Origin of the sequence: Kocuria sp. ZOR0020 (assembly GCF_000800955.1) — a bacterium.
Taxonomy (GTDB): domain Bacteria; phylum Actinomycetota; class Actinomycetes; order Actinomycetales; family Micrococcaceae; genus Kocuria; species Kocuria subflava.
Genome location: NZ_JROX01000080.1, coordinates 1 through 24,907 on the forward strand (window position 1 = coordinate 1; position 24,907 = coordinate 24,907).

The 24,907-nt window shown below is 63.4% G+C and carries 21 protein-coding genes; 16 read left to right on the top strand and 5 right to left on the bottom strand.

Annotated features, from left to right (window positions below; genetic code table 11):
* Entirely contained in the window at window positions 1-699 is a 699-nt protein-coding gene (locus tag L979_RS05415; protein ID WP_047690178.1) for a YigZ family protein, read from the bottom strand.
* 71 nt (window positions 700-770) lie between these two features.
* On the opposite strand from L979_RS05415, the gene coaE reads away from it, so the two are divergent.
* The 5 genes from coaE to L979_RS05440 all read left to right on the top strand — a co-directional run bounded on the left by coaE (window position 771) and on the right by L979_RS05440 (window position 6,677).
* Window positions 771-1,370, top strand: coding sequence for a dephospho-CoA kinase (coaE, locus tag L979_RS05420; protein WP_047690179.1), 600 nt, complete (start codon window positions 771-773; stop codon window positions 1,368-1,370).
* A gap of 68 nt (window positions 1,371-1,438) precedes the next feature.
* The gene (uvrB, locus tag L979_RS05425) at window positions 1,439-3,559 is read left to right on the top strand and encodes an excinuclease ABC subunit UvrB (RefSeq protein WP_047690180.1); all 2,121 of its coding nucleotides are present in this window, start codon (window positions 1,439-1,441) and stop codon (window positions 3,557-3,559) included.
* 126 nt (window positions 3,560-3,685) lie between these two features.
* Window positions 3,686-4,942 (top strand): Na/Pi symporter, encoded by a 1,257-nt coding sequence (locus tag L979_RS05430; protein WP_168023449.1) that lies wholly within the window; start codon window positions 3,686-3,688, stop codon window positions 4,940-4,942.
* A 35-nt stretch (window positions 4,943-4,977) separates the two neighbouring features.
* Window positions 4,978-5,199: a hypothetical protein gene (locus L979_RS05435; RefSeq protein WP_047690181.1), complete on the top strand. Its 222-nt coding sequence runs from the start codon at window positions 4,978-4,980 to the stop codon at window positions 5,197-5,199.
* Window positions 5,200-5,423: 224 nt separating this feature from the next.
* The gene (locus L979_RS05440) at window positions 5,424-6,677 is read left to right on the top strand and encodes a TerC family protein (RefSeq protein WP_052209538.1); all 1,254 of its coding nucleotides are present in this window, start codon (window positions 5,424-5,426) and stop codon (window positions 6,675-6,677) included.
* Window positions 6,678-6,812: 135 nt separating this feature from the next.
* Here L979_RS05440 and L979_RS14485 read toward each other — a convergent pair whose 3' ends face one another.
* From L979_RS14485 to L979_RS05460, 4 genes are all read right to left on the bottom strand, one after another.
* Window positions 6,813-7,322, bottom strand: coding sequence for a hypothetical protein (locus tag L979_RS14485; RefSeq protein ID WP_052209539.1), 510 nt, complete (start codon window positions 7,320-7,322; stop codon window positions 6,813-6,815).
* Between the two features lie 49 nt (window positions 7,323-7,371).
* Window positions 7,372-7,989: a sigma factor-like helix-turn-helix DNA-binding protein gene (locus L979_RS05450; protein WP_047690184.1), complete on the bottom strand. Its 618-nt coding sequence runs from the start codon at window positions 7,987-7,989 to the stop codon at window positions 7,372-7,374.
* A 79-nt stretch (window positions 7,990-8,068) separates the two neighbouring features.
* Window positions 8,069-10,681: an RNA helicase gene (locus L979_RS05455; protein WP_047690187.1), complete on the bottom strand. Its 2,613-nt coding sequence runs from the start codon at window positions 10,679-10,681 to the stop codon at window positions 8,069-8,071.
* 117 nt (window positions 10,682-10,798) lie between these two features.
* Complete coding sequence (locus tag L979_RS05460) at window positions 10,799-11,455, bottom strand: MBL fold metallo-hydrolase (RefSeq protein ID WP_047690190.1); 657 nt, start codon at window positions 11,453-11,455, stop codon at window positions 10,799-10,801.
* A 68-nt stretch (window positions 11,456-11,523) separates the two neighbouring features.
* On the opposite strand from L979_RS05460, the gene L979_RS05465 reads away from it, so the two are divergent.
* The 11 genes from L979_RS05465 (at window position 11,524) to secG (ending at window position 24,800) form a co-directional block, all read left to right on the top strand.
* The gene (locus L979_RS05465) at window positions 11,524-11,946 is read left to right on the top strand and encodes a hypothetical protein (protein ID WP_047690191.1); all 423 of its coding nucleotides are present in this window, start codon (window positions 11,524-11,526) and stop codon (window positions 11,944-11,946) included.
* 113 nt (window positions 11,947-12,059) lie between these two features.
* On the top strand, window positions 12,060-14,954 hold the full coding sequence (gene uvrA / locus L979_RS05470; protein ID WP_047690193.1) for an excinuclease ABC subunit UvrA: 2,895 nt from the start codon (window positions 12,060-12,062) through the stop codon (window positions 14,952-14,954).
* Window positions 14,951-15,637 (top strand): 1-acyl-sn-glycerol-3-phosphate acyltransferase, encoded by a 687-nt coding sequence (locus tag L979_RS05475; protein ID WP_047690195.1) that lies wholly within the window; start codon window positions 14,951-14,953, stop codon window positions 15,635-15,637. Before uvrA ends, L979_RS05475 begins: the two co-directional genes overlap by 4 nt.
* Complete coding sequence (gene uvrC, locus L979_RS05480) at window positions 15,630-17,699, top strand: excinuclease ABC subunit UvrC (protein WP_047690236.1); 2,070 nt, start codon at window positions 15,630-15,632, stop codon at window positions 17,697-17,699. Before L979_RS05475 ends, uvrC begins: the two co-directional genes overlap by 8 nt.
* Window positions 17,700-17,852: 153 nt before the next feature.
* On the top strand, window positions 17,853-18,686 hold the full coding sequence (gene rapZ, locus L979_RS05485) for an RNase adapter RapZ (protein ID WP_119933050.1): 834 nt from the start codon (window positions 17,853-17,855) through the stop codon (window positions 18,684-18,686).
* A gap of 1 nt (window position 18,687) precedes the next feature.
* On the top strand, window positions 18,688-19,770 hold the full coding sequence (yvcK, locus tag L979_RS05490) for a uridine diphosphate-N-acetylglucosamine-binding protein YvcK (protein ID WP_052209540.1): 1,083 nt from the start codon (window positions 18,688-18,690) through the stop codon (window positions 19,768-19,770).
* Window positions 19,771-19,877: 107 nt separating this feature from the next.
* Window positions 19,878-20,861: a DNA-binding protein WhiA gene (gene whiA / locus L979_RS05495; protein ID WP_047690197.1), complete on the top strand. Its 984-nt coding sequence runs from the start codon at window positions 19,878-19,880 to the stop codon at window positions 20,859-20,861.
* A 352-nt stretch (window positions 20,862-21,213) separates the two neighbouring features.
* A complete protein-coding gene (gene gap / locus L979_RS05500) occupies window positions 21,214-22,218 on the top strand; it encodes a type I glyceraldehyde-3-phosphate dehydrogenase (protein WP_047690199.1) in 1,005 nt (334 codons plus the stop codon).
* A gap of 184 nt (window positions 22,219-22,402) precedes the next feature.
* Window positions 22,403-23,623 (top strand): phosphoglycerate kinase, encoded by a 1,221-nt coding sequence (gene pgk / locus L979_RS05505; protein ID WP_047690202.1) that lies wholly within the window; start codon window positions 22,403-22,405, stop codon window positions 23,621-23,623.
* 45 nt (window positions 23,624-23,668) lie between these two features.
* Complete coding sequence (gene tpiA, locus L979_RS05510) at window positions 23,669-24,484, top strand: triose-phosphate isomerase (protein WP_047690204.1); 816 nt, start codon at window positions 23,669-23,671, stop codon at window positions 24,482-24,484.
* A 55-nt stretch (window positions 24,485-24,539) separates the two neighbouring features.
* Entirely contained in the window at window positions 24,540-24,800 is a 261-nt protein-coding gene (secG, locus tag L979_RS05515; RefSeq protein WP_047690206.1) for a preprotein translocase subunit SecG, read from the top strand.
* Window positions 24,801-24,907 lie beyond the last annotated feature (107 nt).

Here is a 24,907-nt window from a genome sequence, read left to right on the forward strand (position 1 = left end):
CTATTCGGCGGGGGAGGAGGGGAGGTCCACCCAGTCGGTTCCCACCGGGGTCAGGTACGCATTCCCGGAGCTGAGTTCCGCCACATGGGCCCGTAATTTGGCCACGGCCTCCTCGGTGTCGTCCGTGGCCACGCGCAAGGTGGCCCCGTTTGCGGACCAGTCGGTTCCCATGACGGTGACGGATGCGGTGCGGAGCTCGTTCTCCCAGCGTGCCGCCTGAGCCAGCGGAGCATTGACCTCATAGACTCCCAGCCGGGCGCGCTGCGCAAACTCCGCGCGGTCCAGGGCTTGGGACACCGAGTCCGAATACGCCCGTACCAGACCTCCCGCACCCAACAGCGTTCCACCGAACCACCGGACGACGACGGCGCACACATCCGACAGGTCTGAGACTTCTTCTCGGGGTGAATCACCCCCGCCGGTCCGCCGTTGGGTGATGGCTTCCAACATGGGGATGCCGGCTGTGCCGGATGGTTCGCCGTCGTCGAAGGAGCGCTGGATGCGGCGATCCGAGCCCACAACCCAGGCTGAGCACTGGTGACGGGCGTCATGGAACTCGCGGCGTAAATCGGCCAGGAGATCTTGGGCGTCGTCCTCGTGGTTGATGCGTTGCAGCACGGTGAGGAAGCGGGACTTCTTGATCTCGATCTGATGGCGCAACGCAGTGGTTGAGCTCAGGACCGTGTAAGGCTGCGGCATGAGAACCAGTCTATGGGCCTGTAAGAGTTGATCTGCGCCACTCCGGTCCGCCCGCTGGGTAGCCTGGGACCATGTTGCACATTGCTTTGACAGGCGGGATCGCCTCCGGAAAATCGGCTGTGGCTGCGCGTCTTGTGGCCAACGGGGCCGTCCTGGTGGATTCGGATGCCATTGTCCGGCAGTTGCAGGAGCCTGCCCAGCCAGGTCTGGTGGCGATCGCCCGTGAATTCGGTCCGCAGATGATTGCAGCGGACGGTTCACTGGACCGACGCGCGTTGGGGGAGCTGGTCTTTGCCGACGACGACGCCCGTGCCCGCCTCAATGCGATCATCCATCCTCTGGTGCGTGCACGTTCCAAGGAATTGGTGGAGGCCGCGGTGGCTCAACACGGTGAGGACGCGGTGATCGTCCACGACATCCCCCTGTTGGTGGAAACCGGGCAGGCAGAGGATTTTGACGTGGTCTTGGTGGTGGAGGCTCCGCGTCATGAGCGGATCCGGCGGATGATCCAGAACCGGGGAATGTCCGCGACTGATGCAGCGGCTCGTATTGATGCACAGGCCACCGACGATCAACGGCGCGCGGTGGCGGACCACGTGTTCGTGAACGATGGGCCACTGAATCACCTGGAGGCTGCCGTGGATCAGTGGTGGGCTCAGGCGCGGGGTTGAGGATCACTCGACGAGCGGCGGTCGACGGCACTTCATGCAGTGTCGGTCCCCCGGCGTAGGCTGGCCACATGAGCTTGGCACAGGAGATCAACCGCGTCGTCGCACCCTTTGAGGTCGTCTCCGAATTCAAACCCGCCGGCGATCAGCCCAAGGCCATCGCTGAACTGACGCAGCGGGTCAACGACGGCGAAACCGACATCGTGCTCCTGGGCGCCACCGGTACAGGCAAGTCCGCCACCGCCGCATGGTTGATCGAATCGGTGCAGCGGCCCACGCTGCTGATGGTGCAGAACAAGACCCTGGCCGCCCAGCTGGCCAGTGAGCTGAGGGAGCTGCTGCCCAACAACGCGGTGGAATACTTTGTCTCCTACTACGACTACTACCAGCCGGAGGCCTACGTCCCACAGACGGACACTTTCATCGAGAAGGACTCCTCCATCAATGAGGAAGTCGAGCGGCTGCGGCACTCCGCCACCAATGCCTTGCTGACGCGGCGCGACGTCGTGGTGGTCTCCACCGTCTCCTGCATCTACGGCCTGGGCACCCCGGAGGAATACATCCAGCAGATGGTCACCCTCAAGGTGGGGGAGGAGATGGACCGTGATGACCTGCTGCGCCAGTTCGTGAACATGCAGTACGCGCGCAACGACGTCGACTTCCATCGGGGGACCTTCCGGGTCCGCGGTGACACGGTGGAGATCATCCCCATGTACGAGGAACACGCCATACGGATCGAGTTCTTTGGGGATGAAATTGAAGCCATCTACACGCTGCATCCGCTGACCGGGGAGATCATCCGGGACGAGAACGAAATGTATGTATTCCCTGCCTCCCACTACGTGGCCGGAGCCGAACGCATGGCCAGGGCTGTCACTGAGATCGAGGACGAACTACGGGAGCGCCTGGAGACCCTGGAGAACCAGAACAAACTGGTGGAAGCCCAGCGGCTGCGGATGCGCACCACCTATGACCTGGAAATGATGCAGCAGATGGGGTACTGCAACGGCATCGAGAACTACTCCCGGCACATCGATGGCCGTGGCCCCGGCTCTGCACCGCACTGTCTGCTGGACTACTTCCCGGACGACTTCCTGCTGGTGATTGACGAATCGCACGTGACGGTCCCGCAGATCGGTGGCATGTACGAAGGCGACATGTCCCGCAAACGCACCCTGGTGGAACACGGTTTCCGTCTGCCCTCAGCCATGGACAACCGCCCGTTGAAGTGGGACGAGTTCTTGGAGCGGATCGGACAAACCGTCTATCTCTCCGCCACACCGGGCAATTACGAGATGGGCAAGGCCGACGGTTACGTGGAGCAGATCATTCGCCCCACGGGCCTGGTGGACCCGGAAGTGGTCATCAAACCCACCCGCGGGCAGATCGACGACTTGCTGGATGAGATCAACACTCGTGTCCAACGCGACGAACGTGTTCTGGTCACCACACTCACCAAGCGCATGGCCGAGGACCTCACCGACTACCTGATGGAGCACGGCGTCAAGGTCCAATACCTCCACTCGGACGTGGACACCCTGCGGCGTGTGGAACTGCTCAGTGAACTGCGGCAAGGCGTATTTGACGTCCTGGTGGGCATCAACCTGCTGCGTGAAGGCCTGGACCTCCCGGAGGTTTCCCTGGTCTCCATCCTGGACGCAGACAAGGAAGGCTTCCTACGTTCCACCACCTCCCTGATCCAGACCATCGGCCGTGCCGCCCGAAACGTCAACGGGCAGGTCCACATGTACGCGGACAAGATCACGGACTCCATGCAGACCGCGATCGATGAGACCAATCGACGTCGTGAAGTCCAAATTGCGTACAACAAGGAACACGGTGTGGATCCCCAGCCGCTGCGCAAGAGGATCGCGGACATCACGGACCAGCTGGCCCGGGAAGCAGAAGACACCCACGAACTGCTGGCGGCGCGCTCGGCGGCCAGCGGCAAGACCGCGCCTGCCAAGGACGCCCAAAGCTCGGCAGCCCTGGCAGATGCGGAACGCAAGTTGCGCCAGGACGGCGTGGAAACCGGCCCGGCACAGAACCTGGAGGACCTGGTCCTTCAGCTGACCGAGCAGATGAACCAGGCTGCGGCAGACCTCAAGTTCGAGCTGGCGGCACGCATCCGCGACGAATTGGCCGACCTGAAACGCGAACTACGCCACGTCCAGGACGCCTCCGGGTCCTGACTGACCGAGCACAGGGCGCCTTCACCTGGCTGTCACCTTCCCGTCAGCCCGCCGTTGCCCCGCCCCGTGAGGCTGGACGTGACCTAGTTGTTCACAGCACAGGCCGAAACACCGGGGGCGGTAACCGTGAGTCAGTCGCACACGAGTCAACGCAAGCGCGCGACCACCGACCAGAATCAGGGCACTGACACCGAGTTCGCCAGAACCGGTGGTGACAGCCGCGAAAACTTGGACGAACTCTCCCAGGACGCCACCAACCTCTCGCGCGGGCAAATTGCTGTTCGAGTCCTTGCCGCACTGGGACTGCTCTACACCCTGATCTGTGCCGTCGGATTGATCGGCACCGGGTTCGGGAATCTGGGGGAGGACACCGCTTCCGGGCTGTTCGACTTTGCAGTGAATCCCTTGGTGGGACTTGCCGTGGGAATCCTGGCCACATCCGTCATTCAGTCCTCCTCCACCACCACAGCGATCGCAGTGACGGCAGTGGGGACCGGGGCGTTGCCGCTGAGCGTGGCCGTTCCCATCATCATGGGCGCCAACGTGGGCACCTCCGTCACCAACACCTTGGCATCGCTGGGATTTGTGGGCACCAAGGATGAGTTCCGACGTGCCTTCTCCGCGGCCACCGTCCACGACTTCTTCAACCTGTTCGCCGTGGCTCTGCTGCTGCCCCTGGAGATGCTCTTCCACCCCCTGGAACGGTTGGCTGAACTGATCACCGGGCCCCTGTCCGGGATCCAGACCACGGATCCGGGGGATGCCGATGTGGTCTCCATGGTCACTGACCCCGTGGTGAACGGACTTGCCTGGGTACTGGGTTTTCCCGGGGAAACCATGGGAGCAGTTCTGCAGATCCTGGGTGGTGTGGCCCTGATCTTCTTGTCCGTGCGCTACCTGGGCAAGCTGCTGCAGACCCTCATGGTGGGCAAGGCCAAGAAGATTCTTCACAAGACCGTGGGCGGCACGCCACCCGTGGCCATGGGTGCCGGTGCCCTGGTGACAGTCCTGGCCCAGTCATCGTCCGTGACCACCTCCGTCTTGGTGCCCTTTGCAGGCTCGGGTGCCCTGAGCACCCGTCAGATCTATCCGGTGACACTGGGAGCCAACATCGGCACCACCACCACGGCACTCATCGCGGCCATGGCTGTCACGGGGGAGAACGCCACCATCGCGCTGCAAGCGGCCCTGGTCCACCTACTGTTCAACCTGCTGGGCATCCTTCTGATTTACGTCCTGCCCTTCCTGCGCAACATTCCGTTGGCCTGCGCCACCTGGCTGGGCTCCCTGGCAGCTGAACGCAAGTGGGTGGCAGCCGCCTGGATCATCGCCGCATTCCTGGTGGCCCCGGGCGCCGTCGTGCTGATCAGTGCTGTGCTGTGACCAAGCCTGGTAGCCAGCCAGAACAGGAGGAGACCATGAACGCCAACACCGAATCCGAACTCCAGAACCTCTTGGCCCAGGCGGAGGCGGAGATCCGCCAACTGCGTGCCGAGATTGCAGCGCGCCAACAGTCGGATGTTGACCGCGTGATTCGTGACCTGCCGGAAGACCTGTCCGCAGCCCAGGGCAAGTGGTCGGATCTCAAAGGGCTGCTGCAAGCCCTGGCGCGTGACCAAAGTCGCGATGACGGCGAATGACAGACGTCTTACCAAGCCTGGGCAAAGCACAGCTGCCGTGTACCATGATGCGCAGCGTAAGGGAGTATCCACTCGCGTTGTGAACGTCAGCACGCAGGGCCATGGCGGCCCCGCCGGGCACAACGGTCGGAACCCCACCTACCCGTGCGTCACACGGGGATCTGAGGTGGCCGACGGAGAGACTTGCGTTCTCGAACCATACCTACCTTGGAGAGGACGCTTCCTTGGAAGTTTCACCCTTGATCTGGGAAGTCACCATTGCCGTAATCGTCGGCATGCTGGCTTTCGACTACTTCTTCCACGTGCGCAAGGCCCACGAACCACACATCAAGGAAGCGGCCATCTGGTCCGCGATTTATGTGGGTGCAGCCCTGATCTTCGGCCTGTTCGTGCTGTGGCAGTGGGGTCCCACGTTCGCCGGTGAGTACTACGCCGGATACATCACGGAGAAGGCGTTGTCCGTGGACAACCTTTTTGTGTTCCTGATCATCATCGCCTCCTTCAAGGTCCCGCGTGAAGATCAGCAGAAGGTTCTGCTGTTCGGCATCACCTTTGCCCTGGTGGCCCGCACGGCCTTCATCTTCATCGGCGCTGCCGCCCTGAACGCCTTGGCCTGGCTGTTCTACATCTTTGGCCTGTTCCTGATCCTCACCGCCGTCAACCTGATCCGTGGTGAACTCAAGGACGGCGAGGCCGAGGACGAGGCAGACAACTTCATCATCCGCCTGGCCAAGCGCTTCATCCCCACCACGGATTACTACGACGGCGACAAGCTGTTCACGGTGGAGAACGGCAAGCGTGTGATGACGCCCATGCTGCTGGTGATGGTGGCCATTGGCGGTACGGACATCCTGTTCGCCTTTGACTCCATTCCCGCGATTTTTGGTCTGACCCAGGAGACCTACCTGGTGTTCACGGCCGTTGCCTTCTCCCTGATGGGCCTGCGCCAGTTGTACTTCCTGATCGACGGCCTGCTGGACCGCCTGATCTACCTGTCCTGGGGACTGGCCATCATCTTGGGCTTCATCGGCTACAAGCTGATTGTCCACGCGCTGCATGAGAACGATCTGCCGTTCATCAATGACGGTCAGCCTGTGCACTTCCCGCCGGAGGTCACCATCAGCCAGTCACTGACCGTGATCGTGGGTGTGTTGGTGCTGACGGTGCTGCTCTCCCTCTACAGCCCCAAGGGCCGCGCCCTGCGCGTGATCTCCGGCCTGCGCAACGTGGCCGAGGCTTACGTGACCCTGCCCAAGGATGCCCCGACGGCGGAGCGCGAACGCTTGGCGGCCAAGGGCGCCAAGCTGGCTGAGCGCATGCCCAAGGTGCCGGAGAAGTACCAGCAGGAACTCATTGAGGAAGAAGACGAGTTCCGCGACCTGTTGGCCCGTGCCCGCGGCAAGCACGAGCACTATGAGCGCACGGGTGAAGCACCTGAGCCGGAGACGCTGCACAAGGACACCAACCCCAAGGTGTGATCCTGCATCAGTCTGATGCGCTGACCTGCCTGACGGGAATCACTGGAGGCCGGTACCCCAACGGGTGCCGGCCTCCACCATGTCCCTTCACCCGGCGGGGTCTTTGGCAGGGTCTTTGGCGGGGTCCCACCGGAGTCAGGTGGCGGAGATCACCAGCACCAGTCCTGCACCGGCCCCGGCCCACAGCAGGGAGGCCAAGGTGCCGATGAGGAACTGCTCACGCTGATGGCCGGTGGTGAACTCTCCATAGCGCGCCAAGCCCTTGATGGCCACCACGATGGCCACACCGTTGGGGAACCCCAGGACAAAACAGGCCATGACGCTCAAGCGTTCCAGCACACCGATCACCAGACCGCCGCGCAGAGGTGGGCCCACCGGTTCACCGGGCCCCGCAGCGTCGGCGGCCGTCAGCTCGGTGGACCGCCCGGCCGTGATGATGGCCATGGTTTTTCGGCGCTGCGCTTCCAGATCCCGGGCAATGTGCAGGATCAGACGCACCACGGGATCACCTGACAAGGCAAAACCCACCACCAGGGCTGTCCCGCTGAACCAAACGGGCACGGAACCTGCAACGGCCATCCACCCGGCAGTGCTCAGGAAAAGCATCAGGGGAATCCAGACCGTGACAGCACCACGGAGGCTCATCAATGATCCTGTGAACCCTGGTGCAGTGCTTGCGTGCTGCTGAGCCGCCTCACTCATGGATGTGCCCCTGCCCATCAGCCTGCTCCAACAAGTCCACCAGGACACCACGCACGGCGTGCTCCTCCTGCCACAGCGCAGTGCTCAGCCGTCTGGACACCGAGGACTGGGTGATGCCTAGCTCTTCAGCGATCTGCTGCTGGGTCAACCCTTGATCGGCCAGGGTGGCAGCTTGACGGGCGGTGGGTGTGCGGCGTCGTCGGACAGCGGCCAGCAGGCTCAGGAGGGCATCCGCCTGGTGGGCAGCTGTGTCACTATCAGCGCCGCGCACAGCGGTGTCCCAGGACGACGCCTTGGCGGCATCCACCGCGTGGCGCGCATTCACAAAGCCGTCCCCGGTGGCCTCACTGACACTGGTGGGCAGGGGAGTGTCCACCGCGCCCACTCCCACACCCACATACCAGATCTGGGCTTCTACCAGGAGCAGCGTGGCCGCCACAGCGGCAACAGGGTCCGAGTACAGGGCTTGGAGCTCGTCACCTGCTGAAACCTGCCAGTTCAGAGTGGCACCGGGCACCTGTGAGCGCAGAAGATCGCGGTGGGCCGCCATGTCCAGCTCACCGGGGTGTTTGCGGGAGTCCCGGCGGTCAGCGGTCAGAACAAACGGCACGGATCCTCCTATGCGTGTTCAAGTGCATATCAACACTATATGCAGTTGGCGATGCATGCGGCATCAAGCCCTGGGTCCGTCACCGACCTGTTTGGGTGATCGGCCCCACGTTGTCCATGAGCACCACCGGAAAGCCGTCTGCATCCGATGCCGCCAGATCAATGCGCGCGTTCATGCCGTAGTCGTGATTGCCGTCAGGATCATCAAACACCTGTTGGACCGTCCAGAATCCCTTGAGACCGGCAGGGTCCTGGTCAATGCGGATCAAGGCCGGCCCACGCGACTGGGCGTCCGTGTAGATGTCCTCGTATTCGTTGAAGTAGTCATCCAATGCCTCCGCCCAGCGGTCCCGGTCCCACCCGGTACCGCCGTCCAGAGCCCCCAGGGTCTTGTCCTTCTCCTGGGCAAACAGCTCCACACGTTGGAACATGGCGTTGCGCACCATGATGCGGAAGGCCCGCACGTTGCTGGTGATGGCAGGAGCTTGCTCCTCCATGAGCTCCGCCAACGAGTCCTGGGAGGTACCCATGGGGGCTTCCTCGCCCCGGGCCAACTTCTCCCATTCATCCAACAGGGAGTTGTCCGTCTGCCGGATGGTTTCCCCCAACCATTCGATGATGTCCTCCAGGGCCTCTGTCCGCAGCTCAATGGGCACCGTTTGACGCAGGGCCCGGTAGGCATCCGTCAGGTAGCGCAGCAGCACACCCTCCGAGCGGGTCAAGGAGTAGAACTGGACGTACTGGCCAAAAGTCATGGCCCGTTCAAACATGTCCCTGACCACGGACTTTGGGGTCAGTTCATGCTGGGCCACCCAAGGGGCGGAGGACCGGTAGGTTTCAAAGGCCTCCTCCAACAGGTCACGCAGCGGCATGGGCCACGTGACCTCATCCAACTCCCGCATGCGTTCGTTGTACTCCAGGCCATCGTCCTTCATCCGGGCCGAGGCCTCGGATTTCTCCTTCTTCTCCTGCATGACCAGCACCTGGCGTGGTCGTTCCAGCGTGGACTCGATCACGGAGACGGCATCCAGTTCAAATCCGTCAGCCTCCGGGTCCAGCAGGGTCAGCGCTGCCAGGGCGAACGGTGACAGCGCGTTGTTCAACGCAAAGTTCTCCTGCAGCTCCACGGTCAGGCGGTAGCGCCGACCGTCGTCGTCAGGGTGCGGCAACCGCTCCACCACGCCCGTGGCCAGCAGCTCCCGCAGGATCCCCAGCGATTCCCTGACCCAACGACGACGATCCGCAGCCGTACCGTCCAGGCCGTTGAACAAGTGCACCGTGGCGGCCACAGGATCACTGTGACGCTGCAGCAGATTCAGCAACATGGCATGCGTGACCCCGAAGGTGGAGCGCAAGGGTTCCGGCTGAGAGTCCACCATGGCCTGGAACGTCTTGTCAGACCAGGAGACAAAGCCCTGCGGCGGCTTCTTCTTGGGGATTTGGCGCAACTTCTTCTCGTCATCGCCGTGCCTTCGCCGCGCCTTCTCCATGGCACGAGCATTTTCGATGTCATGTTCGGGTGCCTGGACCACCACGGTGCCTTGGGTGTCGAACCCCGCGCGTCCGGCCCGGCCCGCGATCTGGTGGAACTCCCGGGACTGCAGCCGGCGTGTGCGGACGCCGTCGAACTTGGACAACGCCGTGATCAACACCGTGCGGATGGGCACGTTGATGCCCACACCCAAGGTGTCCGTGCCGCAGATGACCTTCAGCAGCCCTTCCTGGGCCAGCTGCTCCACAAGGCGCCGGTATTTGGGCAGCATCCCCGCGTGGTGCACGCCGATCCCGTTGCGGACCAGGCGGTTGAGTGTTTTGCCGAACCCGGCGGCGAACTTGAACTCGGCGATCACCTCCGCCACGCGTTCTTTCTCCGCCTTGCTGAGCACATTGGCGCTCATCAGGGCTTGTGCCTGGTCCATGGCCTGCAGCTGGGAGAAATGCACCACGTAGACCGGTGCCTGGTGTGTGGAGACCAGTTCCTCGATCTGTTCCAGGACGGGGATCTGGGAGTAGTAGTAGGTCAGCGGGATGGGTCGTTCGGCGTTGTCCACCACGGCCACCTCACGGCTGGTGAGATCCGTCAGGCGCTGCTGGATGCGGGTGGTGTCCCCAAGGGTTGCAGACATCAGCAGGAACTGGGCTTGCGGGAGTTCCACCAGGGGAACCTGCCAGGCCCAACCGCGCTGGGGATCGGCGTAGAAGTGGAACTCGTCCATGATCACGGGCCCCAGATCAGCGTCACGGCCCTCACGCAAGGCGATGTTGGCCAGGATCTCCGCCGTGCAGCACACAATGGGCGCCTCTGCATTGACGGCGGAATCACCGGTCACCATACCCACGTTTTCCGCGCCGAAGGCCTCACACAGGGCAAAGAACTTCTCAGAGACCAGCGCCTTGATGGGGGCTGTGTAATAGGAGCGCTGCCCGGTGGCCAGGCCCGCAAAATGCGCCGCCAACGCCACCATGGACTTGCCGGAACCCGTGGGTGTGGCCAGGATGACGTTGGCCCCGCCGGCCACTTCCAGCGCCGCTTCTTCCTGGTGCGGATACAGCTCCAGGTCCCGTGAGGCGGCCCAGCCCACAAAGCCTTCATAGATCTCATCCGCCGTCAGCGGGTTGCGCGCAAAATCACCCCGCAGGTAGTGCTGGCCGGGGGCGGACAATCCAGGGGCAAGAGCATCAAGAAGTGACATCGTCACCCACCATATCCGCGCGTACGGACATCCCAGCCGTGGACCGGCACAACGACGCCGCCCCTCACCTGTCCGCAGACGGTGAGGGGCGGCGTCGTCACAAGAACGGCAGAGCTGTCACCAGCCGCGTTCGCGCCACTCCTTCAGGTGCGGACGCTCAGCACCCAGGGTGGTGGAGTCGCCATGTCCGGGGTGGATCACGGTGTCGTCGTCAAAACGGTCAAAGATCCGGGTGACAACGTCCTTGTAAAGCCGCTTGAAGTCCTCCGGCGAGTTGGTCTTGCCCACCCCGCCAGGGAACAGGGAATCGCCGCTGAAGATGTGCGCGGGGCCGTGGGGATCGCGGTAGACCAGGGCGATGGAACCGGGGGTGTGCCCGCGCAGCCCGATCACCTCAAGGTCGAATCCGTCAAACTCCGCAACATCCCCGTGGTCAAGGGTCAGATCCATAGCCACGTCAATGTCGTCCTCGTCCGCCGAGCCACAGGCGGTCACCGCCTCCGAGCGTGACTTGACCTCTGCCAGGGCACGCACGTGATCCCAGTGGGAGTGGGTGGTGATGATCATCTGCAAGCTGCCGGACATGCTGCAGTCGTGGCAGCCGGCGCCCACCAGGCCTGCAATGGACTTGGGTTCATCCGCGGCGTCGATCAGCACCTGGGTGCCGTGGGTCTTGGAGGTCAACAGGTAGACGTTGTTCGCCATGTCGCTGACCTGGATGGAACGGACCGTGATCTCGGCCAGATCAACGGTCTGCGTGTCGGTTACGATCATGCCGACGATTGTAAGACGGTTGACGGGTTGTGTTCATCCCGGCAATGCGATGTGTGATGAAAGGCGCCATGCCCACACTGTTGCCCCCGGCTGACCAGCAATGGGAGCGCCGCCGCCCGGCACGTCTCACGGCAGTCACAATCCTGTCCTACGTGCTGCTGATGGCCACGTTCTGGATTCAGACCCATGATCCGGAGATCGTGGCCGCAGCAGCTAACCCGGAACTCGGTATGACCATTGATCCAGGCCCCAGCCTGGGCACCGTCGTCGGCATGGGCTTGGTGTACGCCATTCCGCTGGTGCTGTGGCTCAAAGGGGTGCCTTACGTGCTGCACCTGATGGCGGCACTCTGTGTTCTGGGTGCGGTGGTCTTCACGCTGTCCGCCGGAACGGGACTGCTGTGGAACTGGCGAGTGGGTACCGTGCCGCTGGCCGGCCTGGTGGTCAATCTGGCATGGCTGCTGCTGGCCTACCGGCGGGACCGGATCTGAGCGGTCCGTCCAACGCCGCCTGAGCACACACGGTTGGGGCGCAATTCTGGTTGTCGGTCACCGGCGATAAGCTGGACGGCGTGCCTGAACAAACTCTTTCCCCCGTAGCGTCCGTGCCCCAGGCCCAGGCCACAGCCCCCACCGATCTCACGGAGATCGTGGTGCAGGGTGCACGGGAGCACAACCTCCACAACGTGGACCTGACCATCCCGCGTGATGCCATGGTGGTCTTCACCGGGCTCTCCGGATCCGGCAAGTCCTCCCTGGCCTTTGACACGATTTTTGCCGAAGGCCAGCGCCGCTACGTCGAGTCCCTGTCCTCCTACGCACGCATGTTCCTGGGGCGCGTGGACAAGCCGGACGTTGATTTCATTGAGGGTCTTTCTCCCGCGGTCTCCATCGACCAGAAGTCCACCTCCAAGAACCCGCGCTCCACGGTGGGCACCATCACGGAGATCTACGATTACATGCGCCTGCTCTGGGCGCGAGTGGGCCACCCGCACTGCCCGGTCTGTGGGGAGCCCATCACCAAACAGACCCCCCAGCAGATTGTTGATCGTCTGCTCACCTTGCCGGAACGCACCCGCTTCCAGGTCCTGGCCCCGGTGGTACGACGCCGCAAGGGCGAGTTCGCCGATCTGTTCAGCTCTTTGCAGCAGCAGGGTTACTCCCGTGCCGTGGTGGACGGCGAGCAGGTCACCCTGGATGACCCGCCCAAGCTCAAGAAGCAGTACAAGCATGACATCGAGGTGGTGGTGGACCGCCTGGTGATCAAGGAGGGCATGGAGCGCCGTCTGACGGACTCCATTGAGACCGCCCTGGGCCTGGCCGATGGCCGCGTGGTGGTGGAGCTGGTGCTGCGCGACGGTGAGGATGCACCCGAGGGGGTGGAGCAGCGCCAGACGTTCTCCGAGAACCTGGCCTGCCCCAATGAGCATCGTCTGGGCACTGACGAGATCGAGCCGCGGGCGTTCTCCTTCAATGCACCCTTTGGTGCGTGCCCCGAATGTGACGGCATCGGCACCCGGCTGGAAGTTGACGAACATCTGGTGGTCCCGGATGCGGACCTGACGCTGGTGGAAGGTGCCATCCAACCGTGGGCCCTGGGCAAGTCCACCAGTGACTACTGGAACCGGTTGATGGCCGGCCTGGCGGAGGACCTGGGCTTTGACCTGGTCACCCCCTGGAAGGACCTGTCCGCGACTGCCCGCAAGGCGCTGTTGGAGGGCAAGGACTACAAGGTCACCGTCTCCTACAAGAACAGGTGGGGTCGCGAACGGCGCTACAGCCAGGGTTTTGAGGGCGTCTACACCTACATTCGCCGTAAGCACCAGGAGACCGAGTCCGAGCACGCCAAGGACCGGTATGAGCAATACATGCGCCAGATCCCCTGCCCGGAGTGTCAGGGTCAGCGGTTGAACCCCACCATGCTGGGCGTGACCGTGGGTGGTTTGTCCATCGCCCAGGCAACGGCCCTGCCCATGCGGGAAGCACTGGCCTTTTTCCAGGGCCTTGAACTCACGGATCGTGAAGCGCGCATTGCAGATCAGGTGCTCAAAGAAATCGAGGCCCGCCTGACGTTCCTGCTGGACGTGGGACTGGACTACCTGAACCTGGAGCGTGCCTCTGCAACACTTTCCGGCGGTGAGGCCCAGCGCATCCGCCTGGCCACCCAGATCGGTGCAGGCCTGGTGGGTGTGCTCTACGTGCTGGATGAACCGTCCATCGGCCTGCACCAACGCGACAACCGGCGTCTGATCCAAACGCTGACCAAGTTGCGGGACATGGGCAACACCTTGATCGTGGTGGAACACGATGAAGACACCATTCGTGAAGCCGACTGGATTGTGGACGTGGGCCCCGGAGCGGGCGAACGCGGCGGCCGAGTGGTGCACTCCGGTGGCTACCAGGAACTGCTGGCCAACAAGGACTCCATCACCTCGGACTATCTGTCTGGCCGCAAGGGCATTGAGGTCCCGGAATCCCGGCGACCCATTGACCGCAAACGTGTGTTGAAGGTGGTTGGTGCGCAGGAGAACAACCTGCAGAACATTGACGTCACCTTCCCCCTGGGTATTTTCACCGCGGTGACGGGTGTGTCCGGATCCGGCAAGTCCTCCCTGGTGAACGAGATTCTCTACACCAAGCTGGCCAACGAGCTCAACGGTGCCAAACAGGTCCCGGGCCGGCACAAGCGTATTGAGGGCGCAGACCAGCTCAAGAAGATCGTCCATGTGGACCAGTCACCGATCGGCCGCACCCCGCGCTCCAACCCGGCCACGTACTCCGGAGTCTTTGACCGCATCCGCAAGCTGTTCGCAGACACTCAGGAGGCCAAGATCCGCGGGTACCAGCAGGGCCGGTTCTCCTTCAACGTCAAGGGAGGACGCTGTGAGGCCTGCTCGGGCGATGGCACGCTGAAGATCGAGATGAACTTCCTGCCGGACGTCTACGTGCCGTGTGAGGTCTGCAAGGGCGCCCGCTACAACCGCGAGACCCTGGATGTGCACTACAAGGGCAAATCCATTGCGGATGTTCTGGACATGCCCATCGAGGAAGCGGCCGAGTTCTTCTCCGCCTACACCGCCATTGCACGTCACCTGAACACTCTGGTGGACGTGGGACTGGGTTATGTGCGGCTGGGGCAGCCTGCCACCACGCTCTCCGGTGGTGAGGCCCAGCGGGTCAAGTTGGCTGCTGAACTTCAGAAACGCTCCCACGGAGACACCATCTACGTGTTGGACGAGCCCACCACGGGACTGCACTTTGAGGACATCAACAAGCTGCTCAAGGTCCTGCAGGGCTTGGTGGACAAAGGCAATTCCGTGATGACCATTGAGCACAATCTGGACGTCATCAAGACCGCCGACTGGGTCATTGACATGGGGCCCGACGGCGGTTCGGGCGGTGGCCGTGTGGTGGCCGAAGGAACCCCGGAGCAGGTTGCGCAGAATCCTGCCAGCCACACGGGTATGTTCCTGAAGGAGATCTTCGAGGGGGAGCAGTGAAGCTGTACCGGGCAACTCAAAAAGCAGTGGGCCACCTGTTCCGGTTGGTGTGTCGGCCGGTCATCACAGGGCAGGAGAACTTTCCTGCCACCGGTCCCGTGATCGTGGCCTCCAATCACCTGTCCTTCCTGGACGGCATCATCGTCTCCGCGTTGATGCCACGCCGGGTGGGGTTCATCACCAAGGCGTCTCTTGCCAATGCCCCCGGCATCAAGGGCAAGGTCATGACTTTTGTCTACAGCGTTCTGGGATTGATTCCGGTGGACCGCTCCGGACAGTCCGAATCCGTGACCGCCCTGGACCCCGCCTTGAAGTTGCTGGCAGACGGCGGAGTCTTTGGAGTGTTCCCGGAAGGCACACGATCCCGTGACGGTCGGCTCTACCGCGGACGCAGTGGCGTGGCCTTCACAGCCTTGTCCACCGGGGCCCCCGTGGTCCCTGTGGCCCTCAAGGGCACGGAACGTTTGCAGAAACCCGGCTCCCGCATGATCGTGCCGCGCAAGTTTGAGCTGCACATCGGCAAGCCGCTGCAGATCGACCGGGTGGACGGGCGCCAGACCGGCGCGCAGCGCCGCGCCGTCGTGGATCGGGTGATGGACGCCATTGCCGAGCTCTCCGGCCAGGAGCGCGCCGACACCTACAACACGCCGCCTTCCGTGGAGCGTGACGCTGCTCGTGGCTGATCCACGGACCTACCGGCCTGCGCGGGGGGACATTCCCACGGATCCCGGTGTGTACCGGTTCCGGGACGCCACGGGCCGGGTCATCTACGTGGGCAAGGCCAAGAACCTGCGCAACAGGCTCTCCAGTTACTTTGCCCCGCTGCACTCGTTGGCACCCAAGACCCGCACCATGGTGACAACCGCCGCCGGTGTGGAATGGGTGGTGGTCAGCTCGGAGCTGGAGTCCCTGCAGCTGGAGTACACCTGGATCAAGCAGTTCCAACCGCGGTTCAACATTGCCTACCGGGATGACAAGTCCTATCCGTACCTGGCAGTGACCATGGGGGAGAAGGTACCCCGGGCGTTGGTGACTCGCGGAACCAAGAAGAAGGGCACCCGTTACTTCGGTCCGTACTCCCAGGCGTGGGCCATCCGGGAAACCCTGGATGCCGTGCTGCGAGTTTTCCCCGTACGCTCCTGCGCCCCGGGCGTGTACCGCCGCGCTGAACGCTCAGGGCGCCCGTGCTTGTTGGGTTACATCGGCAAATGCACCGCACCGTGCGTGGGGGAGATCTCCCAGGAGGATCACCGCGCGCTGGTCGAGGACCTGTGCCAGTTCATGGCGGGTCGGGCGGAGCCGTTCATCAAGGAACTCGAAGAGAAGATGATGGCAGCCGCAGCCGTCCAAGACTTTGAGACCGCTGCGGCCCGGCGCGACGACGTCGACGCCCTCCGTAAGGCCTTCGAGCGCAATGCCGTGGTGCTCTCCGATGCCGTGGATGCCGACTTCTTTGCGTTGGCCGATGATGAACTCGAAGCCGCCGTCCAGGTCTTCCACGTGCGCGGTGGACGCATCCGTGGCCAGCGCGGATGGGTCACGGAGAAGGTGGAGGAAACGGACAGCGCCCACCTGCTGGAGGCGTTGTTGCAACAGGTCTATGGGGAGGGGGCCGCGGACAGCATCACCGGTGCAGAGCTCAAGGCTCAGGCAGCACGCGAGGAGCGCGGTTCCCACCACCGTCCGCGGACCGTGGAGTTGGACTACCGCGAGGATCTGATACCGCGCACGGTGTTGGTCTCCCACCCGGTTCAGGAGGCCGAGCAGTTGGAGCAATGGCTCAGTGAACTGCGCGGCTCCAAGGTCACCATCTCCACGCCCCAGCGCGGGGACAAAGCCCATCTGATGGCGACGGTGCAGGAGAACGCCCGGCAGGCGTTGGCGCTGCACAAATCCCGGCGAGCCGGTGACATCACCACTCGCTCCGCATCCCTCCAGCAGCTGCAGGAAGCACTGGATCTGCCCGATGCCCTGATGCGCATCGAGTGCTACGACATCTCCCATGTGCAGGGCACCAATGTGGTGGCCTCCATGGTGGTCTTCGAGGACGGACTGCCCCGTAAGGCCGAGTACCGCAAGTTCTCCATCACCGGGGAGGCCGCACGGGATGACACGGCGGCCATGTACGACGTCATTCATCGCCGGTTCAGCAGGCATCTGGCCCAGCAGGAGGAACAACAGCAGGAGTGCGCACCCACCACCGGAGCCTTGGACCCAGACTCCCTGGACACGGATCCCGCGGCCCGGAAACGGTTTGCCTACCCGCCCAACCTGGTGGTGGTGGACGGTGGTCCGCCACAGGTGGCTGCTGCCTCCCGAGCCCTGGAGGATCTGGGGGTGGTGGACGTTGCCGTGGTGGGTTTGGCCAAGCGCCTGGAAGAGGTGTGGGTTCCGGATGACGAGTTCCCGGTGATTCTTCCCCGAGCCTCCGAGGCCTTGTACCTGATGCAGCGTGTCCGGGATGAAGCCCACCGCTTTGCCATCACCTTCCACCGGGCCAAGCGCGGGAAGTCCATGATCGCCTCCGTACTGGATGAACTGCCTGGTGTTGGACCGGCCAAGCAAAAGGCCCTGCTCAAACACTTTGGTTCGGCCAAGAAGCTCAAGTCCGCACGGCTGGAGGAGATCCAGGAGGTGCCCGGCTTCGGCCCGGCCCTGGCCGCCAAGGTGATGGCTGCCATCCATCAGGATGACGACACGGCACAATCGGCCGTCAACATGGCCACTGGCGAAATCATGGACTGACTCTCCTGTGGCGTCGGTGCCTCCCGATAAACTGGGACAGTGACGCATGAGATCCCTGCCCAGGAACCTGTCCAGTCCTCGTCCCCATCCACGTCCGAGTCCAATCGAGTGGCCCAGCCCGATCGCAAAGCCGAATTGCTGGTGGTCACCGGAATGTCCGGTGCCGGGCGTTCCACGGCTGCCAATGCACTGGAGGACCAGGGTTGGTACGTGGTGGACAACCTTCCACCGCAAATGCTGCAGACCCTGGCGGACCTTGTCTCCCGCACTCCGGAAGCCATCCCGCGCCTCGCCGTGGTGATCGATGTCCGCGGAAAGGCGCTGTTCAACGACATGCGGGAAACCCTGGCCGCCATGGAGGCCAGCGGCGTGGAGTTCTCCGTGTTGTTCCTGGAGGCCTCGGATGAATCCTTGGTGGCCCGTTACGAACATCAGCGCCGCCCGCACCCCCTCCAGGCGGGTGGCCGGATCATGGACGGGATTGCCGCCGAACGCGCTCTGCTCAAGGACCTGCGCGAGTCCGCAGACATTGTCCTGGACACTTCCACGTACAACGTGCACGCATTGTCCAAGGCCGTGGCGGACCTCTACACCACGGATGGCCCGGTGGTGCTGCACCTGACCGTCATGAGTTTCGGCTTCAAGTACGGGCTGCCGGCGGATGCCAATTACGTGGCCGACGTCCGATTCATCCCCAATCCCCACTGGGTGCCTGCCTTGCGGCCCCGTACGGGCAAGGATGTTGAAGTCCGCGACTACGTGTTCAAGGAGGAGGGCACCCGCAAGTTCGTGGAGATGTTCACTTCCATGTTGGAGCCGGTGTTCAACGGATACCGCACGGAGAACAAGCACTACGCCACCATCGCCATTGGCTGCACCGGTGGTAAGCACAGGTCGGTGGCCGTCACGGAGGAAGTCGCACGGCGGCTGTCCAAGTTCCCGCGGGTCACGGTGAACGTGGAGCACCGGGACATCGGGCGGGAATGAGATGACCACTTCCGCCTCCGGCTCGTTCTACCCGGATTTGCCCACAGGTTCCATTCCCACGGGTTCCATTCCCACAGTGCCCTTCACGGCACCGCGTGCTGATCGCACCCGTGCTCGGGAGCGGGATGACGTTCCTGCCCGCCCCCACCGCGGTGCAGGCAAAGCCGTGGTGGCGCTGGGTGGTGGCCACGGGCTGTCGGCGTCGTTGTCTGCATTGCGTTTGCTGACCAATCACCTCACGGCTGTTGTCACCGTGGCCGACGACGGCGGATCCTCCGGGCGGTTGCGTGAGGAACTGGAGGTTCTGCCGCCGGGGGATCTGAGGATGGCGTTGTCTGCCCTGTGTGACGATTCCGACTGGGGCATGACCTGGCGGGATGTGATGCAGCACCGATTCGGTGCCCTGCCCGAGCACAACACACCCCTGGAAGGGCACGCGCTGGGCAACCTGTTGATCGTGACCTTGTGGGAATTGCTGGGAGACCCGGTGGAGGGGCTGCGCTGGGCCGGTGCTCTGCTGCGGGCCCAAGGGCAGGTGCTGCCCATGTCGATCACACCACTGGTGATCGAGGGAGATGTGGAAGGCACGGACGGTGTTCGCACCGTCACCGGTCAGGTGGCGCTGGCCAAGGAGCCGTTCGTGAAAAACGTACGGCTGCAACCCCCGGGAGCCGTCGTGTGCAAGCAGGCCCTGGATGCCGTGGAGGCCGCCGACTGCGTGATTCTGGGCCCCGGTTCTTGGCACACCTCCGTGTTGCCGCACCTGCTGCTGCCGGAATTGCGCCAGGCCTTGGCCCACACGGAGGGGCAGCGGGTGATCACCATGAACTTGTCCCGTGACGCAGAAACTGCCGGAAAGACCAGTGCTCAGGAACTGCAGGTCCTGCACGATCATGCACCGGAACTGCGCATCGACGCCGTGGTGGTTGACCCCAGTGCGGTGGAGGACCGTGCCCACCTGGAAGAGGTGGCCGCGGCCATGGGCGCGGCAGTGCACTTTGCGGACTTGCGCCGTGGCTCCGGGCAGCAGGTGCACTCACCGTTCAAACTTGCCGCCGCATACCAGGAGGTCATGGGCGGCTGAAGGCTCCCATCACACAAGTGGTGCTCTGCGGGTAGCCTATGGGGGATCTGTTTGCGGGGATGCTCTGCCCACAGATCAGGCCATGACCCCGTGCGGAAAGGAATCAGATGTCGCTGACGGCATCGGTCAAGGACGAGTTGGCGCGGCTGGAGACCAAGACGGCCTCCGAACGCCGGGCCGAACTATCAACCGTTCTGCGATTCTCAGGTGGTCTGCACATTGTCTCCGGCCGCATCGTGGTGGAAGTTGAACTGGACTCCGCTGCCGTGGCCCGGCGCCTGCGCGCCACCATCATGGAAGAGTTCGGACACACCTGCGAACTCGGCGTGATCAGCGGTGGGGGATTGCGCCGCGGCAATCACTACGTGTTGCGCGTGGTCCGTGACGGGGAGGCCTTGGCCCGCCGTACCGGCCTGCTGGACTCTCACGGCCGCCCCGTCCGCGGCTTGCCACCGGTGATCGTCAACGGCTCGATCGGGGATGCCGAGGCCGTGCTGCGCGGCGCCTTCCTCTCCCACGGCTCGTTGACCGAACCCGGCCGGTCCGCCGCCATGGAGTTCACCTGCCCGGGACCGGAGGCCGCCCTGGCTCTGGTGGGTGCCGCACGCCGCCTGGACGTGATTGCCAAAGCGCGCGAGGTCCGCGGGGGAGATCGCGTGGTCATTCGCGACGGCGATGCCATCGCCACGCTGCTGACCCACATGGGCGCACATGACACGTTGCTGACGTGGGAGGACCGGCGTCTGCGCAAGGAGGTCCGGGCCACCGCCAACCGTCTGGCCAATTTTGACGACGCCAATTTGCGCCGCTCCGCCCAGGCCGCCGTGGCAGCGGGAGCGCGCGTGGAGCGCGCTCTGGAACTGCTGGGCGACGACGTCCCGGACCACCTGCGCGCGGCCGGCCAGCTGCGCTTGGCCAACAAGCAGGCCAGCCTGGATGAGTTGGGGCGGTTGTCCGATCCCATCCTGACCAAGGACGCCATTGCCGGTCGTATCCGCAGGCTGCTGGCCATGGCCGATCGCCGCGCCGAGGAACTGGGCGTTCCCGGAACGGAGGCCAGCGTGGGGCACGAGGTCGAGCACGGTCTGTGACCGAATGCACCGGCAGACACGCACGGCGTAACCCGCTGACAGCGAACACAAACCCGTGAAACAGAGCAGATGTGGGATTGGTTGGGTTTGAGTGAGAAAAGCTCAGGAAATCCAGAAATGGTCTGGCATGTGCCTGGTCTTGCCTCTAGACTGGCAACTGAGCGGGATAGCTCGTGAGGTCGTCGCCAGGACGGCGGGACCGACCGGTTGGGATCGCAACTCTTAGGAGTCAAGATCCCTCACAAAACCACACGGCAACTTCCGACCATTAGATGTCAGGCGACCGTAGGCCAGGCAGACTGGCAGAGCACTCGTCGGACGACGTCACCGAACGCATAGGAGATCGATCCCAGTGACCATCAAGGTTGGCATTAACGGTTTCGGCCGCATCGGCCGCGGCTTCTTCCGCGCCGTGCAGGAGCAGGGCCAGGACATCCAGGTTGTTGCCGTCAACGACCTCACCGACCCCAAGACCCTGGTTCACCTGCTCAAGTACGACTCCATCAACGGCCGTTACCCCGGTGAGGTCACCCTCAACGGTGACTCCATGACCGTGGACGGCCACGAGGTCAAGTTCCTGGCCGAGCCGGATCCCACCAAGCTGCCCTGGGGCGAGCTGGACGTGGACATCGTCATCGAGTCCACCGGCCGCTTTGCCAAGGGCCCGGAAATGCAGGCTCACCTGGATGCAGGCGCCAAGAAGGTCATCCTCTCCGCTCCCGGCAAGGAAGTGGACGGCACCTTCGTCTACGGCGTGAACCACGAGTCCTACGACTCCGAGTCCATGAACCTGATCTCCGGTGCTTCCTGCACCACCAACTGCTTGGCACCGCTGGCCAAGGTCCTGAACGACAAGTTCGGCATCAAGGCCGGTCTGATGACCACCATTCACGCCTACACCGCTGATCAGCGCCTGCAGGACGCCCCCCACAGCGACCTCCGCCGCTCCCGCGCCGCCGCCCTGAACATGGTTCCCACCACCACGGGTGCCGCTGCCGCCGTCGGCCTGGTGCTGCCGGAGCTCAAGGGCAAGCTGGACGGCTTTGCCGTTCGCGTCCCCACCCCCACCGGCTCCATGGTCGACCTCACCTTCGACGCCGAGCAGGAAGTTTCCGTGGAGTCCGTGAACGCGGCTCTGAAGGAAGCTGCCGAGGGTGACATGAAGGGCATCATCGAGTACACCGAGGACCCGATCGTCTCCAAGGACATCGAAGGCTACGCGGTCTCCACCGTGTTCGATGCCCCGTTGACGAAGGTCATCGACAACCAGGTCAAGGTCATCGCCTGGTACGACAACGAGTGGGGCTACATCTCCCGTCTGGTCTCCCTGACCAACTTCGTGGCTTCCAAGTTCTGATTCCGCGCCAGGATTGTCCGCGCCGTTACGTGGTCATGAACCGGTACCGGACAACGGGCAACCTCCGCTGATGGACGCGCGAGGTGTGCGCAGCACCGCTGCGGGCACCCCGCGCGTTGTCATTGCTGAACCCATTACCTGTCTTGAACCTGCGATCCATTCCTGAATGAAAGGAACACCTGCCATGGCCAAGTCCCTGGAAGATCTGCTCAACGAAGGCGTTGAAGGCCGTACCGTCCTGGTGCGCTCAGACTTGAACGTTCCCCTGGACGGCTCCACCGTGACCGACGACGGCCGCGTGCGCGCCTCCCTGCCCGTGATCGAAAAGCTCTCCAAGGCCGGCGCCCGCGTGATCGTGACCGCCCACCTGGGCCGCCCCAAGGGTGAACCCAACCCCAAGTATTCAATCGCTCCGGCTGCAGCCAAGCTGGCTGAGCTCTCCGACCTCGACGTGGTCACCGCCACCGACGTCACCGGGGAGGACGCCCAGGCCAAGGCAGCTGCTCTGACCAACGGCCAGGTGCTGGTGGTGGAGAACGTCCGTTTTGACGCTCGCGAAACCTCCAAGGATGAGGCCGAGCGCACCGAGATGGCCAAGGAACTGGCGGCCCTCACTGGTGAAAACGGCGCATTCGTAGGAGACGCTTTTGGTGCCGTGCACCGCAAGCATGCCTCCGTCTACGACGTCGCCAAGATTCTGCCGGCCTACCTGGGCGATCTGGTCAAGACTGAGGTGGACGTGCTCACCAAGGTCATCTCCAATCCCGAGCGCCCGTTCATTGTGGTCATGGGTGGATCCAAGGTCTCTGACAAGCTGGCCGTGATCGAAAACTTGATCGGCAAGGCGGACAAGCTGCTGATCGGAGGCGGCATGGTGTTCACCTTCCTGAAGGCTCAGGGTTACTCCATTGGTGGCTCCCTGGTGGAAGAAGACCAGGTGGAGACTGTCAAGGGCTACCTGGACAAGGCAACCGCGGCCGGCACGGAGATCGTGCTGCCCACGGACGTTGTCTACGCCGCTGAGTTCAAGGCTGACGCCAAGCACGAGGTCCGCCCGGTCAACGACATCGAAGGTGGCGAACTGGGCGCAGACGGCATGGGCCTGGACATCGGTCCGGACTCCGCCAAGGCCTTTGCGGATGCCATTTCCGAGGCCAAGACCATCTTCTGGAACGGCCCAGTGGGTGTGTTCGAGATGGAAGCCTTTGCCGGTGGCACCAAGGCCGTTGCGGAAGCTTTGGCCAACGGATCGGGCATGTCCGTGATCGGTGGCGGCGACTCCGCCGCAGCCGTGCGCACCCTGGGCTTCTCCGATGACCAGTTCGGCCACATCTCCACCGGTGGCGGTGCCTCCCTGGAGTTCATCGAGGGCAAGGACCTCCCCGGCGTTTCCGTCATCGGCTGACGCAGCCGTCAGCCCAGATCACATCACTATCTCTTAGGAGTACACATGACTTCGCAGACCAACGGTCAGTTCGACCGCACCCCGCTGATTGCCGGGAACTGGAAGATGAACATGGACCACCAGCAGGGTGTTGCCCTGCTGCAGAAGCTGGCTTGGACGTTGCAGGACGCCAAGCACGACTTCAGCCGTGTGGAGGTGGCCGTCTTCCCGCCGTTCACGGACATCCGCTCCGTGCAGACCATTGTTGACGGTGATGACCTCAAGGTTGTCTACGGTGGCCAGGACCTTTCCGACCAGGACTCCGGGGCCTACACCGGTGACATCTCCGGTGAGTTCCTGAAGAAGCTGGGTTGCACCTACGTGCTGGTGGGCCACTCGGAGCGCCGCACCATCCACGGTGAATCTGACGAGCAGTGCCTGGCCAAGATCAACGCCGCCTTCCGTCACGACCTTCTGCCCGTGCTGTGCATCGGCGAGGGCCTGGACTCCCGCAAGGCCGGCGAGCACGTGAGCTTCACCCTGGAGCAGCTGCGCGGATCCATCGCGGGTCTCTCTGCAGAAGAGGTGGCCAAGGTCGTTGTCGCTTACGAGCCCGTCTGGGCGATCGGCACCGGTGAGGTGGCAGGTCCGGAGGACGCACAGGAAATGGCCCAGGCCATCCGCGCAGATCTGGCCGAGCTCTACGACGCCGAGACCGCGGACAAGGTTCGGATCCTCTACGGCGGTTCCGTCAAGTCCTCCAATGTGGGAGCCATCCTCAAGGGCAAGGACGTGGACGGTGCCCTGGTGGGCGGTGCCAGCTTGGATGCTGAGGAGTTTGCTAACATTGCCAAGTTCGAGCAGCACCTGGTCACGGACTGATCAGGGCTTGAACCCCGACAACCATCTCAAGGCTGCACGCCTCAAGGACTGAACCATGGATATTCTGCAAGACATCCTGCTGGTGGTGATTGTGCTCACCAGTCTGCTGGCTGTGGTGCTGGTCCTGCTGAACAAGGGCAAGGGTGGCGGTTTGTCGGACATGTTCGGCGGCGGCATGACACAGTCGTTGAACACCTCCGGCGTCGCGCAGAAGAACCTGGTGCGTCTGACCACCACGGTGATCATTGTGTGGGCACTGTGCATTGTGGGCTTTGCCCTGACCATGCGTTTTGCCACCACGGCCGCTGGAGTCTGAGCAGCCAACTGGCTTGAGAACATGTGAGGCCCGGATCCTTGTGGGATCCGGGCCTCACATCTGTGGTGATGCGAGTTCTACGCATTGTGGGCCGCCATCGAGAGCTG